At 71.7% G+C, this 14,853-nt stretch carries 17 protein-coding genes; 6 read left to right on the forward strand and 11 right to left on the reverse strand.

Annotated elements, in window-relative coordinates; translation table 11 throughout:
- Positions 1-686 (forward strand): tetratricopeptide repeat protein (locus tag E6R60_RS27650; protein ID WP_136329409.1); only part of this gene is annotated, 686 nt, incomplete at its 5' end.
- Positions 687-1,080: 394 nt separating this feature from the next.
- On the opposite strand, the gene E6R60_RS27655 is transcribed toward E6R60_RS27650, so the two are convergent.
- Positions 1,081-1,539: a MarR family transcriptional regulator gene (locus tag E6R60_RS27655; RefSeq protein ID WP_136329410.1), complete on the reverse strand. Its 459-nt coding sequence runs from the start codon at positions 1,537-1,539 to the stop codon at positions 1,081-1,083.
- 63 nt (positions 1,540-1,602) lie between these two features.
- Between E6R60_RS27655 and E6R60_RS27660 the strand changes: the two genes are divergently transcribed.
- Positions 1,603-1,971 carry a VOC family protein gene (locus E6R60_RS27660; protein ID WP_136329411.1) on the forward strand — a complete coding sequence of 123 codons (369 nt, stop codon included), beginning with the start codon at positions 1,603-1,605 and terminating at the stop codon, positions 1,969-1,971.
- Between the two features lie 55 nt (positions 1,972-2,026).
- On the opposite strand, the gene E6R60_RS27665 is transcribed toward E6R60_RS27660, so the two are convergent.
- Positions 2,027-2,383, reverse strand: a complete 357-nt coding sequence (locus E6R60_RS27665; RefSeq protein ID WP_136329412.1) for a hypothetical protein — start codon at positions 2,381-2,383, stop codon at positions 2,027-2,029.
- A gap of 215 nt (positions 2,384-2,598) precedes the next feature.
- A complete protein-coding gene (locus E6R60_RS27670) occupies positions 2,599-3,996 on the reverse strand; it encodes an MFS transporter (protein ID WP_136329510.1) in 1,398 nt (465 codons plus the stop codon).
- A 173-nt stretch (positions 3,997-4,169) separates the two neighbouring features.
- Here E6R60_RS27670 and E6R60_RS27675 point away from each other — a divergent pair, with 173 nt between their 5' ends.
- Positions 4,170-4,790: a TetR/AcrR family transcriptional regulator gene (locus tag E6R60_RS27675; RefSeq protein WP_136329413.1), complete on the forward strand. Its 621-nt coding sequence runs from the start codon at positions 4,170-4,172 to the stop codon at positions 4,788-4,790.
- 2 nt (positions 4,791-4,792) lie between these two features.
- Here the strand turns inward: E6R60_RS27675 and E6R60_RS27680 are convergent, their stop codons facing one another.
- From E6R60_RS27680 to E6R60_RS27715, 8 genes are all read right to left on the reverse strand, one after another.
- The gene (locus tag E6R60_RS27680) at positions 4,793-5,407 is read right to left on the reverse strand and encodes an amino acid transporter (protein WP_136329511.1); all 615 of its coding nucleotides are present in this window, start codon (positions 5,405-5,407) and stop codon (positions 4,793-4,795) included.
- Positions 5,408-5,639: 232 nt separating this feature from the next.
- Positions 5,640-6,572, reverse strand: coding sequence for an SDR family oxidoreductase (locus E6R60_RS27685; RefSeq protein ID WP_136329414.1), 933 nt, complete (start codon positions 6,570-6,572; stop codon positions 5,640-5,642).
- Positions 6,569-6,925 carry a DUF952 domain-containing protein gene (locus E6R60_RS27690; protein ID WP_136329415.1) on the reverse strand — a complete coding sequence of 119 codons (357 nt, stop codon included), beginning with the start codon at positions 6,923-6,925 and terminating at the stop codon, positions 6,569-6,571. The genes E6R60_RS27685 and E6R60_RS27690 overlap by 4 nt, the downstream gene beginning before the upstream one ends.
- Before the next feature lie 173 nt (positions 6,926-7,098).
- Positions 7,099-7,413, reverse strand: a complete 315-nt coding sequence (locus E6R60_RS37975; RefSeq protein ID WP_136329416.1) for a hypothetical protein — start codon at positions 7,411-7,413, stop codon at positions 7,099-7,101.
- A 150-nt stretch (positions 7,414-7,563) separates the two neighbouring features.
- Positions 7,564-8,577, reverse strand: coding sequence for an NAD-dependent epimerase/dehydratase family protein (locus E6R60_RS27700; protein WP_206309534.1), 1,014 nt, complete (start codon positions 8,575-8,577; stop codon positions 7,564-7,566).
- Between the two features lie 160 nt (positions 8,578-8,737).
- A complete protein-coding gene (locus tag E6R60_RS27705) occupies positions 8,738-9,406 on the reverse strand; it encodes a DUF6304 family protein (RefSeq protein ID WP_136329417.1) in 669 nt (222 codons plus the stop codon).
- Positions 9,407-9,570: 164 nt separating this feature from the next.
- Complete coding sequence (locus E6R60_RS27710) at positions 9,571-10,617, reverse strand: family 2 encapsulin nanocompartment cargo protein polyprenyl transferase (RefSeq protein WP_136329418.1); 1,047 nt, start codon at positions 10,615-10,617, stop codon at positions 9,571-9,573.
- A gap of 133 nt (positions 10,618-10,750) precedes the next feature.
- Entirely contained in the window at positions 10,751-12,157 is a 1,407-nt protein-coding gene (locus tag E6R60_RS27715; RefSeq protein WP_136329419.1) for a family 2B encapsulin nanocompartment shell protein, read from the reverse strand.
- Positions 12,158-12,335: 178 nt separating this feature from the next.
- Between E6R60_RS27715 and E6R60_RS27720 the strand changes: the two genes are divergently transcribed.
- The 3 genes from E6R60_RS27720 (at position 12,336) to E6R60_RS27730 (ending at position 14,835) form a co-directional block, all read left to right on the forward strand.
- Positions 12,336-12,785 carry an Rrf2 family transcriptional regulator gene (locus E6R60_RS27720; RefSeq protein ID WP_136329420.1) on the forward strand — a complete coding sequence of 150 codons (450 nt, stop codon included), beginning with the start codon at positions 12,336-12,338 and terminating at the stop codon, positions 12,783-12,785.
- Between the two features lie 92 nt (positions 12,786-12,877).
- Entirely contained in the window at positions 12,878-14,074 is a 1,197-nt protein-coding gene (locus tag E6R60_RS27725) for a globin domain-containing protein (RefSeq protein ID WP_136329421.1), read from the forward strand.
- 170 nt (positions 14,075-14,244) lie between these two features.
- A complete protein-coding gene (locus tag E6R60_RS27730) occupies positions 14,245-14,835 on the forward strand; it encodes an N-acetylmuramoyl-L-alanine amidase (RefSeq protein WP_168713691.1) in 591 nt (196 codons plus the stop codon).
- The last annotated feature ends 18 nt before the right edge of the window (positions 14,836-14,853 follow it).

A 14,853-nucleotide genomic window follows, 5' to 3' on the forward strand; every position in this document is an offset into this window, starting at 1 on the left:
AAGCCCTCTATCAGCAAGCCATCGATGCAGGCAGCACCGATGCGATGGTCCAACTGATGAGAATGCGCGAGGCAGCCGGGGACAGTGATGGTGCCGAAGCCCTCGCACAGCGGGCTGCCAACGATGGCAACACCGACGGGCTGCTAGACCTGGCGGTGATGCGTGGATGGGACCGCGCCGAAGCCCTTTACCGGCAAGCTGTTGAGGCGGGCAGTACCGAAGCCGTGGTTCGTCTGGCGATGATGCGGGAGCTCGAAGGGGACCTCGACGAGGCCGAAGTCCTTTACCAGCGTGCCGTTGAAATCGGCGACGCCAACGCCCTGGCTTTGGTGGCGGTGATAAAGGAAAAGGTCGGGGACCGCCATGGCGCCGATGCCTTTGCCGAACGCGCCCTCGAAGCAGGCTCCACCGGCCTTTTGGGTGTCCTATCCCAACTTGCCTGGGAGCGGGAGGAGGCTGGCGACCTCGACGGTGCCGAAGCGCTCTACCGAAGAGCCGTCGCTTCCGGGGATAGCGACGCCTTGTTCGACCTGGCGCTGGAACGAGAGCAGGCAGGTGATCGCGCAAGCGCTGAAGCGCTCTATCGGCAAGCCGCCGACATCGGCGACAGTCGGGTGAACGCCATTGGACACCGCTGGTGGCCGCATGGGCTTGACCCAGATGGCACACCCACAGCCCGGTGGTAGGTCAAGCATGAAGGGCGCACGACCGTACTGATTGGACTGGACAACAAACGCCCCCCCGGGCTGCCGGCCGGGGGGTTCAACTGGATTGGCTGACCCGAATCGAAATGGCGCCCTCAGCTTGGGAAGCTACGCCACAGCGGGAGCCAGTCCGCACGCAGTCCGCAGGACACCCGTTCACGACCGCCGCACCCCCTCGCCAGCCATCAGCAAAAGGCCAGGTCAGCGCCCCAGAGGGACAATCCCCGCAGGTCACCGACCTGGCCGATTACTAGGAGACCAAGAAGGCTTGATCTCCGGTCGGGCCGACTGACCTGCGCTGCCGCAGGTCGCGTCGCCCGCACCTGACCGCACCCGGACCGCGTGACGCCGGCCCTTCGAGCCGGGCGGGGGCGGGCTATGCGCCGTCGCCGCTCTCGCGCAATGAGTGGATCATGCTCTGCAGGATCCGGAACGCGCCGGCCTGCTCGGGTTCGGTCAGCCCCGCCAGCATCCTGACCTCGACGGACCGGACCGCCGCGGTCGCCTTCTCCAGGCTCTGTCGGCCGCGTGGTGTGAGGCGAGCGGGAAGAACCTTTCCGACGGGCGCCTCCGCGGGCCTGGTCACGTAACCGTCCCGTTCCAGGGTCTGGAGCAGTACGTTCATCGACTGCCGCGTCACGAACGCCCCCCGCGCGAGCTCGGAGTTCGACAAGCCCGGCCGTTGGGCCAGCAGTTCGAGGCAGGAGTAGTGCGTCACGCTCATCCCGAGGGGCCGCAACACCTCCTCCATGGCGGCGCGCAGGGCGCTCGACGCCTCTTTCAGCAGGTAGCCCAGCGATTTGTCCAGGTCGATGCCGACACCCTTTTGACTCATGTCAGGATTCTGACATAGCGTGGCGCGTGTCAGGAATCTGACACGAAGAGAAGGAGCACGCCCATGCCCGCCACCGGCCCCGACTTCCTCTCGCTCCAGGCGCGCGACCTCGCCGCTTCACAGGCGTTCTACGAGCAGTACCTCGGCCTCGTCCGCTCACGGACCGGACCTCCGCATGCCGTCGTCTTCGACACGAAGCCGATCTCTTTCGCGCTCCGCGACGTCGTCCCCGGCACCGACCTCGCCTCCGCCGCCCAGCCCGGAATCGGCGCCGCGATCTGGCTCCACGCCACCGACGTCCAGGCCATCCACGACGCTCTCGCCGCTGACGGCCACACCATCGTCTCCGCACCGGTCGACGGCCCCTTCGGCCGGACCTTCACCTTCGCCGACCCCGACGGCTACCACGTCACCCTCCACGACCGCGCCTGATCCGCCCGGCGCCGGCACTCGGCCGGCTGCGGGCGCGGGAGCCGCGACGTGACGGCTAGAACGTGATGACGGTGGCCTGTTCGAGCGTGAAGCGCAGGAACTCGTCGCGCGCCACCCGCAGGTTGAGCCCGCGTCGTACGAGTTCGGCTTCGACTCCGTCGGCGCGCGCCGCGTTGACGCACGCACCGACGGCGACGCCTGCGGCGATCAACTCGTCGATCTGGCGGTTGTAGGTGACGCCCGCCTCGGAGGCGCCGCCGTCGGTCAGGCGGCGCTGGGCAGGCCCGAAGCACAGGACCTCGACCACGCAGTCGTGGTCCGACGCGACCTCGTGGATGCGCTGGGCCACGCGCGTCCCCGTAGTGATCGAGTGGTCGTCGTCGTGGAACACGTGAATGACCGTCTTGGGCATCTGCCGCCTCTTCCGTTCGTTCGATCCGGTCGCCGAGCAGGCCGACCGTAAACCCGATATCGATAGGCGAGACGATACGTCTTACATTTCGGAACGAGCGGTGGGGCTCGGGGTCCGGCCGCGGCCTGGGTCGCGAGCGACCAGAGACGCGAGGCCCCTGTGGCCTCGCGTCTTCGGTCCATGGGGCTGCGGACAGCGCGCCCACGCCCCCACCGTCATTCCCGCGCGCCGCCCCGCGCCCGCCGCGGCCCCAGGAACGCTCCGGCCAGCAGGGCTCCCGCCAGGACCAGGGCGGAGTTGACCAGGATGGCGAGCGAGACTCCGGAGAGGACGCCGTCGGGGCCCGCGTCGCCGAGGGCGGACATCCGGGCCGTGGCGATCGCGCTCATGACCGGGATGCCCATGGTGATGCCGACCTGCTGCGTCATCGTGGCAAGACCGGTGGCCAGGCCCTGCTCGTCGTCGGGGAGGCCGGAGGTGGCCGTGACCATGAAGCCGACGATCATCAGCATGTTGCCGATGCCCCCGATGAACGTGGCCGCCAGCAGCAGCCAGATCCACGCCCCCGAGGTGCCGAGCGCCACCAGGGAGAGCGTGGCGACGGCTTGGACGAGGCCGCCGGTCACGATGGTCGCCCGGTTGCCGAAGCGGCCGACGGCCCGGCCGCCGAGCGTGCCGCCGATCACCGTCCCGACGCCCAGGACACCGAAGGCGAGACCCGTCGCCAGCGGCGAGTAGCCGAGGACTTCCTGGAGGTAGAGCGTCAGCAGGAAGACCAGCGAGGTCTCGGTGACGAAGGCGATCAGACCGGTGGCGTTGCCCCAGATGACGCTGCGGCGCTTGAGGATGCGTACGGGAACGAGCGGCGCGGCGGCCCTCTTCTCGACGAACCAGAAGGCGATGAGCAGGGCGGCGCCGGCGAGCAGTGCGGTCAGGGTGGTCGGCGTGGTCCAGCCGGTCGCGCCGGCCTGGGTCAGTCCGTAGACGAGGAGCAGCAGCCCGCCGGTGACGGTCGCGGCGCCCGGGATGTCGAGCCGGGGGCGGCCGGCGGGGCGCGAGTCGGTGATGACGGACGGGGCGAGGGCGACGACGAGGGCGGCGACGGGGACGTTGACGAAGAAGGCCCAGCGCCAGGAGAGCAGATCGGTGAGGAGTCCGCCGAGGATGGCGCCCGCGGTGAAGCCCGCGGACATCAGGGCGCCGTTGAGGCCGAGGGCGCGTTCGCGCAGGGGGCCCTCCTTGAACGCGGTGGTCAGCAGGGCGAGTCCGGCCGGGGTGACGGCGGCCGTGGCGAGCCCCTGGAGGACCCGGGCGGTGAGCAGAACCTCGGGAGAGGTCGCCAGTCCGCCGAGCGCCGAGGAGAGGCCGAGGACGACCATGCCGCCCACGAAGAGGCGCTTGCGGCCCACGAGGTCGGCGATGCGGCCGAACAGGAGGGTGAAGCCCGCGGCGGCCAGGGCGAAGGCGGTGGCGATCCACTGAAGGTTCGGGAGCGAGAAGCCGAGTCCTTCGCCGACGACGGGCAGCGCGACGTTCAGGATCGAGAAGTCCACGGCGATCATGAACTGCGCGCCGAGGAGAAGGGCGAGGACGAGCTTCTGCCGTCCGGTCATACGGGAGTCGGCGTGCGGGGTCCCGGCCTGTTCGACAGGGGGGTGGAGTGCGGGCCGGCTGGGTGCGGACATGGTCGTCCTTCCTCGGACGGAGGTTTTAACGGGTCTCTGGTCCCGTTAAGATGGAATGACCGTAGCAGAGGATCGCTCATTAATGGAACTGGAGACCCGTTATGACGTCGGAGAGCCCTGAGAACGTGGAACCCGGTACGGTCCGGCCCGGCGGACGCACCGCCCGGGTCCGCGAATCCGTCCTGCGTGCGGCGGGTGACGCCCTCGCCGAGCAGGGCTTCGACCGGCTCGACCTCGCCGATGTCGCACGCCGCGCGGAGGTGGGCAAGACGACCGTCTACCGGCGTTGGTCCACCACCACCGGCCTGATCGCCGACCTCCTCGACGACATGGCCGCGCAGTCCTCACCGCGCGCCCGGACCGGCTCGCTGTCCGAAGACCTCCGGGCCAACGCCCGGCTCGTGCTGTCGACGCTCACCGACCCGCGCCAGGGCGCCCTGTTCCGCTCCGTGATCGCCGCGGCCACGTGCGACGCGCGCACGGCGCAGGCTCTGCACCGGTTCTACGCGGTCCGCATCCAGGAGTGGGCGGGCTGCGTCACCGAGGCCGTGGAACGCGGCGAACTGCCCGTCGGCACCGACGCGGACGAGGTGATCCGCGCCGTCTCCGCCCCCCTCTACTACCGGCTGCTGGCCAGCGGCGACCCGCTCGACGAGGCGGCCGCCGACCGGGCCGCCGAGGCCGCCGTCGTGGCGGCGAAGGCCGGTACGTACGTGCGCTGAAGTCAGCCCGCCCGCAACCGGGCAGCCCAGGGGTGGCCCGCGCCCTCGGCCAGGGTGATCGTCTCCGTCAGCCAGGCGCGCCCGTCCTCGCCGAGAACGGGCAGAGCGGCCTCGAAGTCCTGCTCGTCCTTGGGGCGGCGGGACCTCGCCTTGTAGAGGAGCTGGACCTCGGGTGCGAGGTAGGGGACGCCGTCGTCGGAGACCCTGCCGAGCCGCTCCAGCGGAAGGCGGATCCTCGGGTCGCGGCGGAACACCCAGTCGCCGTCCTCCGCGTCGTCGAGCATGAACTGCACCCGCCACGGTTCGCCCGCGCCCGGCCGGCACCAGATGTCATGCACCTGTGGCGGCAGGAGCTCGCCGGGAAGCCACGGCCGCAGCGTGCCGGGCGGATCGGCGGCCCACCACTGACCGTCCGGCAGCAGCCGCTGAACCGCGAGCTGGTCGCCGCGCAGCAGGAGCACGTCGATGTCGCCGTGGTCCCGGTAGGCGCGGCCCACGGCCAGTTCGACCGCGTACCCGCCCGCGATCCACCACGGCGCGCCCAGGGGGGAGAGCAGGCGTACGGCTTCGGGGAGGGACATCGGCTCCCAGGGACCCCAGGGAGTCTCCGTGCGCATCGGGGGCATGAGGGCTCCCGCCGGTTCGGTTCGTCGGTTGTCGGGTCGTCGGTTGACGGATCGCGCCCGCTGACGGGGGCGCCTGCTGCCGGGCGGACGGCTGACGGCCCCACGGCTGCGGTTCGTCGGCTGTCGGCACGGACACCGGTTCGTCGGCTGCCGCTTCGCCGGCCGCGGAACCCGGCCCGGGGCCCCGTGGTTCCGCGGCCCCGGCCCCCTTCGGAGCGGAGGTTCAGCCGCCGGTGAGGAGGTGGCGGTAGCTGTCCGGGTGTTCGTGGAGGTACGTGGCCAGGCTCATGGGGGGCCTGCCCGTGAGGGTGGCCACGGCATCCGAGACGGTGGCCATCTCCCCGGCCGCGATGGCCTCGTACGAGGTCACCCAGCCGGCCACCTCCCAGTCCGGCGCGCCGTAACCGGACCGCGAGGCGTAGGCCTCCTCCCGCGTCTCCGGCACATAGGTGATGGCCCGTCCGGTGACCCGGCTCAGCTCCTCGGCGGCCTCGGCGAGGGTGAACGCCTCGGGCCCGGTCAGTTCGTGCGTCTTCCCGTCGTGCGTGGGGCCGGAGGGGTCGGCGCCGGACAGCAGGACGGCGGTCGCCGCGTCGGCGATGTCCTCGTGGGCCACCGCGGCGACCCTGCCGTCACCGGCCGGTCCCCGCAGGACACCGTCGGCGCCGGTCATCGCCGGCAGGCCGGCCAGATACCAGCTGTCGCGCAGGAAGGTGTGCCGGACGCCGGAGACCCGGATGTGGGCCTCGGTGTCCCAGTGGTCCCGGGCGAAGGTGAACGTCGCGTCGGGCGCTGCGCCGAGGAAGGAGACGTACACGATCCGTTCGACGCCCGCCGCTACCGCCGCGTCCACGGCCGTCGTGTGCTCGTGCACCCGGTCCGGACTCTCGTGCGCGGAGACGAGGAACAGGGTGTGCGCCCCGGCCAGGGCCCGGCGCATGGCCTCCCCGTCCCCGTACGGGGCGGCCGGTGCGGCGTCGGCGCCGGGCAGTCCGGGCAGCCGGGACGGGTCGCGGCCGAGGAGCCGTACGGGAACGCCCGCCCGGGTCAGCCGCCTCGCGACCCGGCCGCCGAGCGCCCCGCTCGCTCCGGTGACGGCGGTGAGGGGACCGTTCGAGGCTCCGCCGGAACTCTGTGTGCGGTCGGTGGGGTTCATGCGGGGTCGCCTTCCTCGTGCGGCCAGGGGCGCACTTCCACGACCGCCTCGACCGGAACCGGTCCGTAGATGTGCGGGAACTCCTCGCCGCCGGGCGGGAGCGACTCGTAACGCACGGGGGCGGCCAGCCGATCGGTGTCGATGACGAGCACCACCAGGTCCTGGTCACCGGCCCCGGCCCGGCTCCCGGGGCCGTACAGGAACTCGGCCACACCGGCGAGCTGGTGCGGCAGTGAGCAGTGGATGAAGCCCTCCTCGTGCAGGGTGCGGCCGCGGGTGGACATCTCGTACGTCCCGATCCCGCGAGCCGCCTCCCACAACGGGCGTTCCGTCAGGTGCAGCAGTTCGGCCATGCGTCAAAACTAAGGGCTGACCCGCGATTCCCGGTGGATCAGCGCGCGGCTTCGGATGCGGTGCATCGCAAGGCGGAGAGGCGCCCCCACACGGGACGCGTGCGGGCGCTCCGGCCACACGGGGAGGCGCCGGGGCCCTCGTCGTGGGCCCGCCCGGAGTGGCGGGACAGCCCTCAGCCGCGCCGGCGCGCCCTGCGGGCCACCAGCGTGGCCGCCGTGCCGGCGATCAGCAGGGCCGCCCCGATCCCGCCGATCACCCATTCACCCCCGCGCGAACCCGTGTCCGGGAGCCGCCCTCCGGGGGCCGTCCATGAGGCGCCGCCCCGCTCCGCCGGGTCGGACTTCCCGGGGGCGACGATCCTTTCCCCCGCATCGGAGGCGACCGCCGTGACCAGGTAGCCGCCGTCGACGGACAGCGGATCGGCGGCGGCCATGGTGGGCGCCAGGGCTCCCACCATGGCCGTCGCCGCCACGACCGTCGCGGCCACGTGGCTCCTTTTGCCCCTTGTGCGCTTGTTTGATCCCATGCTGCGCAATATGCAGCGTGAGGGGAACCCGGGAGGCGTGCCACGCCGGGAAGCCGGACCGTTCCGCCGGCCACCGTCATCAGACCGTGTTCCTCCGGCGGCAGGCGGTGGTCAGCCCGCCAGCAGCTTCGCCTCGGTCGCCGGGTCGATGCCCTTCAGCGGCCGGTCGGCGCGCTGCGGGGCGGTACCGCCGATCTCGCGGAGCCAGGCCCAGGTGTCGGCGACCGTCTCCTCGACCGGCCGGCAGCGCAGCCCCGCTCCGTACGCCCGGCGGACGTCGCCCTGGTGGAGAGCGTCGTACAGCTCCCCCGGCGGCAGCCAGACCGGCAGGTCCGTCCAGGGTTCGACGCCCGCCGCGAGGATCCGGCCGGCGTCCGTCCAGCGCAGCTCCGCATCGGAACCGGTGGCGCGCACGCAGGCGTTCAACAGCCCGCCCATCGTGGTGTGACCGGGGCGGCTGACCAGGTTGTACGGGCCGTGCAGCCCCTCCTCGGAGGCGTCGAGCAGCCATCCGGCGAGGTCGCGGACGTCGATGTACTGCAAGTCCACGCCCGGTGTGCCGGGCGCGAGCACCGGGCCTCCGCGGGCGATCCTGGTCAGCCACCACGGCAGTCTGCCGACGTTCTCCCAGGGGCCGATGATCAGCCCCGCGCGCCCCAGGAGCGCCCGGTCCCCGAAGGCGTCCAGCACGGCCAGTTCACCGCCGCGTTTGGCCAGGGCGTACGGGACGTCGCCGTCGGCGTCCGGTGACGCCCCCTCCACCAGCGGGCCGTCCTCGGGCAGGCCGGCCGGGGTCGGGTAGGCGTACACCGACCGGCTGGAGACGTACGTGTACCGCGCGGCCCGGCCGGACAGCAGCCGGGCCGCGTCCCGTACGGCCGAAGGCGCACCGCTCCACGTGTCGACGACCAGGTCCCAGGTGTACGACCCGTCGCCCGGCTCCGCGACCCCGGCGAGCGCGGCGAGGCCGCCCTCCGCGGTGCGGTCGCCGAGCAGTTCGGCCACTCCGGGCGGCGGTGCGTGACGGCCGCGATGGAACACCGTGGTCTCCCAGCCACGCGCGAGCGCCGCCTCGGTGACGGCCCTGCCGACGAATTCGGTACCACCCAGGATCAGAAGCCTCATGCCCCGAACTCTGCCCGCTCGCGTCCCGGTCCGGGCCGGTCCTCGCTCTCGGCTGAACAACGCGGCGGTACCGCGGCAACGACGGACCGGCCCGACGGTGCCGAGCCGTCAAGCCGGCCGGGGCGGCACATCGGGCGACGGGACCGCCCGCCGGGTGCGGTCAGGCCGTTTCGAGCGGGAACGCGCCTCGGTGGCCGGTGCCCGCGCCCGCCTCCGGCCGGGGCTCGAACTCGCGGCAGCTCCAGATCTCCTGGACGAATCCGCTGCGCCGGTCCCACAGGTCGAGGACATCGTCCTCGCCGGCCGCCCCGCGGTAGGCGTCCTTGGCTCCCCGGAAGCAGGCGAGACCGCCGGAGAGTCCGCGACCGGGAGCCGGGAAGTAGTCCGAGAAGGCGCACGCGATGCACGTCTGGAGCCGGATCCCGGGCGGGAGCGACCGCTGGACGGTGGCGAGTGCGGCGCCGAAGTCGCTCTCGGCCCGGTGGGACCTGAAGGACGCGCCGCCGTACCGCAGCTCAAGGGAGAGGTACGGGTCCGGCCGGCGCAACGACAACAGGCAGCTCAGCGTGGCCTGGTGGACCTCGCCGTCCGCGGTGACGGGGAACGGCAGGTCCCACTCCAGGACGCAGTCGTTGAGCATCCCGTCGGCGAGGGCGAACATCCCGCTCTCCGGCGGCATGCCCGCGACCGGGCACAGGCCGTCGAAGCTCTCGCCCTCGAAATCGACTCCCCTGACGCGAAGGCGGAGTTGCTGTCCGTCGGTGGTGAGGATGACGGCATCGGAGCCCTGTCGGTCCCGGTACCACCCTGCCCACGACTCATCTGTCATGGGCAGGGACTGTAGCCCGTGGCTCGGACACTCCCGGTGCCGCCCTCCGCTTAGCCGCTCCACCCCTGTGACCTCGGCCTATCCCATCCCTTCCCTTCCTCCCGTTCCCTTCCGTTCCGTTCCCTTCTCCCCGTTCGGTTCCCTTCCGTTCGATTCCGTTCCGCTCAGTGAGTCCTGCGGGTGACGAACTCCGCCAGGGCGAGGAGATCGCCCGCCGCGGACAGGTCGGGCACGGCCCGCGACAGGTGGTGCACCGCGCGCGCCATCCGGTCCGCGGCGCAGACCTGCGCCCAGTCGCGGCCGCCCGCCCGGTCCACGGCCTCGGACGCACGGCTCACCTCGCCCACGGTGTTCATGGGGCCCCGGTAGAGCGCGGAGAGTTCCGCCGCCGCCGGGGTGCCCGAGGTCAGCGCGGCGACCACGGGCAGCGACTTCTTGTGTGCGGCGAGGTCCGCGCCGACCGGCTTGCCGGTCTGGGCCGGGTCACCCCAGATGCCGATCAGGTCGTCGATGAGCTGGAAGGCGAGCCCGGCCTCCCGGCCGAAACCGTCCATCGCTCCGACGGCACGCTCGTCCACGCCCGCGTAGAGCGCCCCCAGGGCGCAGGCGCAGCCGAGCAGCGCTCCCGTCTTCGCCGTCGCCATGGCGAGGCATTCGTCCAACGAGACCTCGTCCGGACCGCGTTCCTCGAAGGCGCAGTCCGCCTGCTGGCCCGCGCACAGTTCGATGACGCACGTGGAGAGCCGGGCCGAGGCGCAGGCCGAGACCGTGCGGGCGTCCTCGGCGAGGAGACGCTGGGCGAGAGCGAGCATGGCGTCACCCGCGATGACCGCGTCGGGGATGCCGAAGACCGTCCAGGCCGTGGCCCGGTGGCGCCGGGTGCGGTCCTCGTCGATGACGTCGTCGTGCAACAGGGTGAAGTTGTGGGCCAGTTCCACGGCGACGGCCGCCCGCACGGCGTCCCTCGGGTCACCGCCGAGCGCCCGGGCGGCGGCCAGGACGAGCGCGGGTCTGATCGCCTTGCCGGCGCCGCCGGCGGCAGGGCTGCCGTCCGCGTGCTCCCAGCCGAAGTGGTACATCGCGACACGCCGGATCGATCCCGGCAGTGAGGCGATCGCGGCCCTCAGATGCGGATCGACGAGGGTCCGGGTGTACTCCAGGAGCGCCGCGGCCTCGTTGCCCTCGGTGGCGGCGGCGTCGGTACGGGTCATGGTCAATCGGTCACCCCGGTCATTGCCGTCCCGGCCCCGGTGACTGTCGCCCCGGGGCCGGGACGTGGTTGCTGTGGTGCGCCGGCTGCTGCCGACGGGGTCCCGGACCCGGCGGGGCCGGGACCCCGTGGACTCACCGCCAGCGGCTGACCTCGACGTTCTCCAGGACACCGAGGGCGTCCGGGACCAGTACGGCCGCGGAGTAGTAGGCCGTCACGAGGTAGGAGATGATCGCCTGCTCGTCGATTCCCATGAAGCGGACCGAGAGGCTGGGCTCGATCTCGTCCGGGATGCCCGTCTGCTGGAGGCCGATGACGCCCTGTTCGGCTTCGCCGGTCCTCATGCAGATGATCGACGTGGTGCGGGCGTCCGTGACCGGGATCTTGTTGGACGGGAAGATCGGGACGCCGCGCCAGGCCGGCACATGGTGTCCGCCGATGTCCACGCTCTCCGGTACCAGACCCCGCTTGTTGCACTCCCGGCCGAAGGCGGCGATGGCGCGGGGGTGGGCGAGGAAGAGCTTCGATCCGCGCCGGCGCGACAGCAGTTCGTCCATGTCGTCGGGGGTGGGCGACCCGTCGTGCGGCTGGAGCCGCTGCCCGTAGTCGCAGTTGTTGAGCAGGCCGAACTCCCGGTTGTTGATCAGCTCGTACTCCTGGCGCTCACGCAGCGCCTCGACCGTGAGCCGCAACTGCTGCTCGGTCTGGTTCATCGGCTGGTTGTAGAGGTCGGCGACCCTGCTGTGGACCTTCAGAACGGTCTGCGCGACGCTCAGTTCGTACTCGCGGGGCGCCGCGTCGTAGTCCACGTACGTGTGCGGGACGACGGCCTCGCCGACATGGCCGGCGGAGAGGTCGATCTCCGCCTCGCCGTACTTGTTGGTGCGCTGGTGCGGGATGGCGAGCAGTCCGGCGAGATGGGTGCGCAGTGATTCCGCGCGCTCGGCGAGGTTGAGCACATCGGCCCGCCTCAGGGTCAGGACGGTGCACGCGGTGACAGCACGGGCCGAATACTCCCAGAGGGCGTCTCCCTCGATCAGGGAGTGGTCTCCGAAGTAGGCCCCGTCCGCGTGGACCCCGAGCACCGTCTCGTCCCCGTAGGGCCCGGTGCCGATCTTCTCGACCTTTCCGTGCGCCAGCAGGAAGACCCGGTCCGCGGCCTCTCCGGCGGTGGCCAGGAGCTGTCCTGCGGGAATGTCGCGCTGCTCGCACCGCCTGGCCAGTTCGGCCAGGACCTCCTCGTCCCCGAAGTCCCTCAGGGCCGGGAGTTCACCGAGCTCGGCGGGGATGACCGAAACCCGGTCCCCGGTCTGCACGAACGTGACCCGGCCGTCCCCGACCGAGTAGCTCAGCCGGCGGTTCACCCGGTACGTGCCGCCCTGCACCTGGACCCACGGCAGCATCTTCAGCAGCCACCGTGAGGTGATCTCCTGCATCTGCGGAGCGGACTTGGTGGTCGTCGCGAGGTTCCGCGCGGCTGCCGTGCCCAGACTCTGCTGCGGCGGCACCTGCGCGTTCTGAACCTCTTCACCAACGGACATCTGGGGTCCTCTCGATTCATCGGCTGACCTGCGAGAACAACCTTTCAGCATGGTGACTCGGCGCGCCATTACACAAAAGAGTGTGACTAATCGGGCTTTGGGCTGGGCACAACGCTGCGCGATGCCCGCCCGCCCGCTCAATTGCATCTGGAATGCGCATTCACCTACCGTGACCGTCATGCGGCTGACGAGATTCACGGACGTGGCCCTGCGCGTGCTGATGCGTCTGGCCGTCGTGGAGCACGAGGATCCGCCGACCACCCGCGAGGTGGCGGCGGCCATGCACGTGCCGTACTCCCACGCCGCGAAGGTCGTGGCCCGCCTCCAGCACCTCGGTCTGGTCGAGGCCCGGCGGGGCCGTGGCGGCGGACTCGCCCTCACCGCCGCCGGCCGCTCCGCCTCCGTCGGCGGCCTCGTCCGCGAACTGGAAGGACCGGGCGACGTCGTCGAGTGCGAAGGGGCCGCTCCCTGCCCGCTGCGGTCGGACTGCCGACTGCGCAACGCCCTGCGTGCGGCCGCCGAGGCCTTCTACGCCTCGCTCGACCCGCTCACCGTCACCGAGCTGGTCTCCTCCCCCACCGGGCCGCTGCTGATCAGCCTCAGCGGCAGGCCGCCGGCGGACGTCTGACCCACCCCCGCCACACCGGGCCCCCGGCCCGGTTCCTACACTGACTTTAAATACGCATCTCAGATACCAATTCTGAATCCGAGGAGTCACCGATGCTCTCCGAGCCGTCGACCGCCACCGTCCGTGCCACCCTCCCCGCCGTCGGGGCGGCCATCGGAGACATCGCCGACCTCTTCTACCGCAAGCTGTTCGACGCCCATCCCGAGCTGCTGCGCGACCTGTTCAACCGGGGCAACCAGGCGTCGGGCGCCCAGCGTCAGGCGCTCGCCGGCTCCATCGCCGCGTTCGCGACCCAGCTGATCGAGCACCCCGGCACCCGGCCCGACGTGATGCTCGAACGCATCGCGCACAAGCACGCCTCTCTCGGCGTCACGGCCGGCCAGTACGAGGTCGTGCACACGCACCTGTTCGCGGCCATCGCCGAGGTGCTCGGCGACGCGGTGACCCCCGAGGTCGCGGCCGCCTGGGACGAGGTCTACTGGCTGATGGCCAACGCCCTGATCGCCATCGAGGAGCGGCTGTACGCACAGCAGGGCGTCGTCGCCGGCGACGTCTGGCGCGACTGGGAGGTCGTCTCGCGCACCGAGGAGACCGCAGACGTCGCCACGTTCCGGCTCCGCCCGGCCGACGGCGCCCCCGCCCCCGCCTTCCGCCCCGGCCAGTACGTGTCCGTGCAGGTCGAACTCCCCGACGGCGCCCGCCAGATACGCCAGTACAGCCTCTCCAGCGCCCCCGGTGCGGCACTCCGCTCGTTCACCGTCAAGCGGGTGCACGGCGGCGGCGCCCCCGACGGCGAGGTCTCGCGCCTGCTGCACGCAGAGGTCCGCGCGGGCGACCGGCTCCGCGTCTCTGCCCCGTACGGCGACCTCGCGCTGAAGTCCGCCGACGCCCCGCTGCTGCTCGCCTCCGCGGGCATCGGCTGCACCCCGATGCTGTCGGTGCTGGAACACCTCGCGAACTCCGGCCACCGCGCGCCGGTGACCGTGGTGCACGGCGACCGCTCCCCCGCCGACCACGCCCTGCGGGCCGACCATGCCCTGTTCACGGCCGAACTCCCCGACGCCACGGCCCACTTCTGGTACGAGAGCCCCGAGCAGGGCCACCCGGCGGACCGCACCGGCCTGGTCGACCTGACCGGCGTCGTGATCCCGGCCGGCACCCACGCCTACCTCTGCGGTCCGCTGCCCTTCATGCGGGCCGTGCGCACCCAGCTGCTCGCCAAGGGCGTCCCCGCGGCCGACATCCACTACGAGGTGTTCGGCCCCGACCTGTGGCTCGCCCAGGGCTGAGCGGAGAGCCGGCCGGCGGTGAACCGGGGACGGTGCCCGGGGAATTGTCCGGATCGGCTCGCACACCGTCCGAACAGCGCCCCGGATGCCTCCCGTGAATGGTCCGCGACCCGGTGCGTCGGGTACAAGCGCTGTAAGGACACATCCCCCCACGCACGAAGGAGCCGGCCATGTCCTCACCCATGTCCGCGAGCACCTTTCTCGACGCCTTGAAGGACGAAGGACTCACCGTCGTCCAGGTCGGCGCCTGGCGCACCCACAACCGCAACCACAAGGGCCCCTGGGGGCCGGTCAACGGCGTGATGATCCATCACACCGTCACCCGGGGGACCGCCGCGACGGTCCGCACCTGCCGTGACGGCTACCCCTCACTGCCGGGGCCGCTGTGCCACGGCGTCATCGCCAAGGACGGCCGGGTCCACCTGGTCGGCTACGGACGGACCAACCACGCGGGGCTCGGCGACGACGACGTGTTGCGCGCCGTCGTCGCCGAGAAGCGCCTGCCGTCGGACAACGAGGCCAACACCGACGGGAACCGGCACTTCTACGGCTTCGAGTGCGAGAACCTCGGCGACGGCGAGGACCCGTGGCCCCCCGCCCAGCTCGAAGCCATCGAGAAGGCCGCGGCCGCGATCTGCCGCCACCACCACTGGACCTCCCGGTCGGTCATCGGCCACCGCGAGTGGCAGCCCGGCAAGGTCGACCCGCGGGGCTTCTCGATGACCGCGATGCGGGCGCGGATCCACGACCGCCTGAAGTAGCCCGGGACCGCTCCGGGC

It is taken from the genome of Streptomyces sp. A0642, assembly GCF_004795105.1.
In the GTDB taxonomy this organism is placed as follows: Bacteria; Actinomycetota; Actinomycetes; order Streptomycetales; family Streptomycetaceae; genus Streptomyces.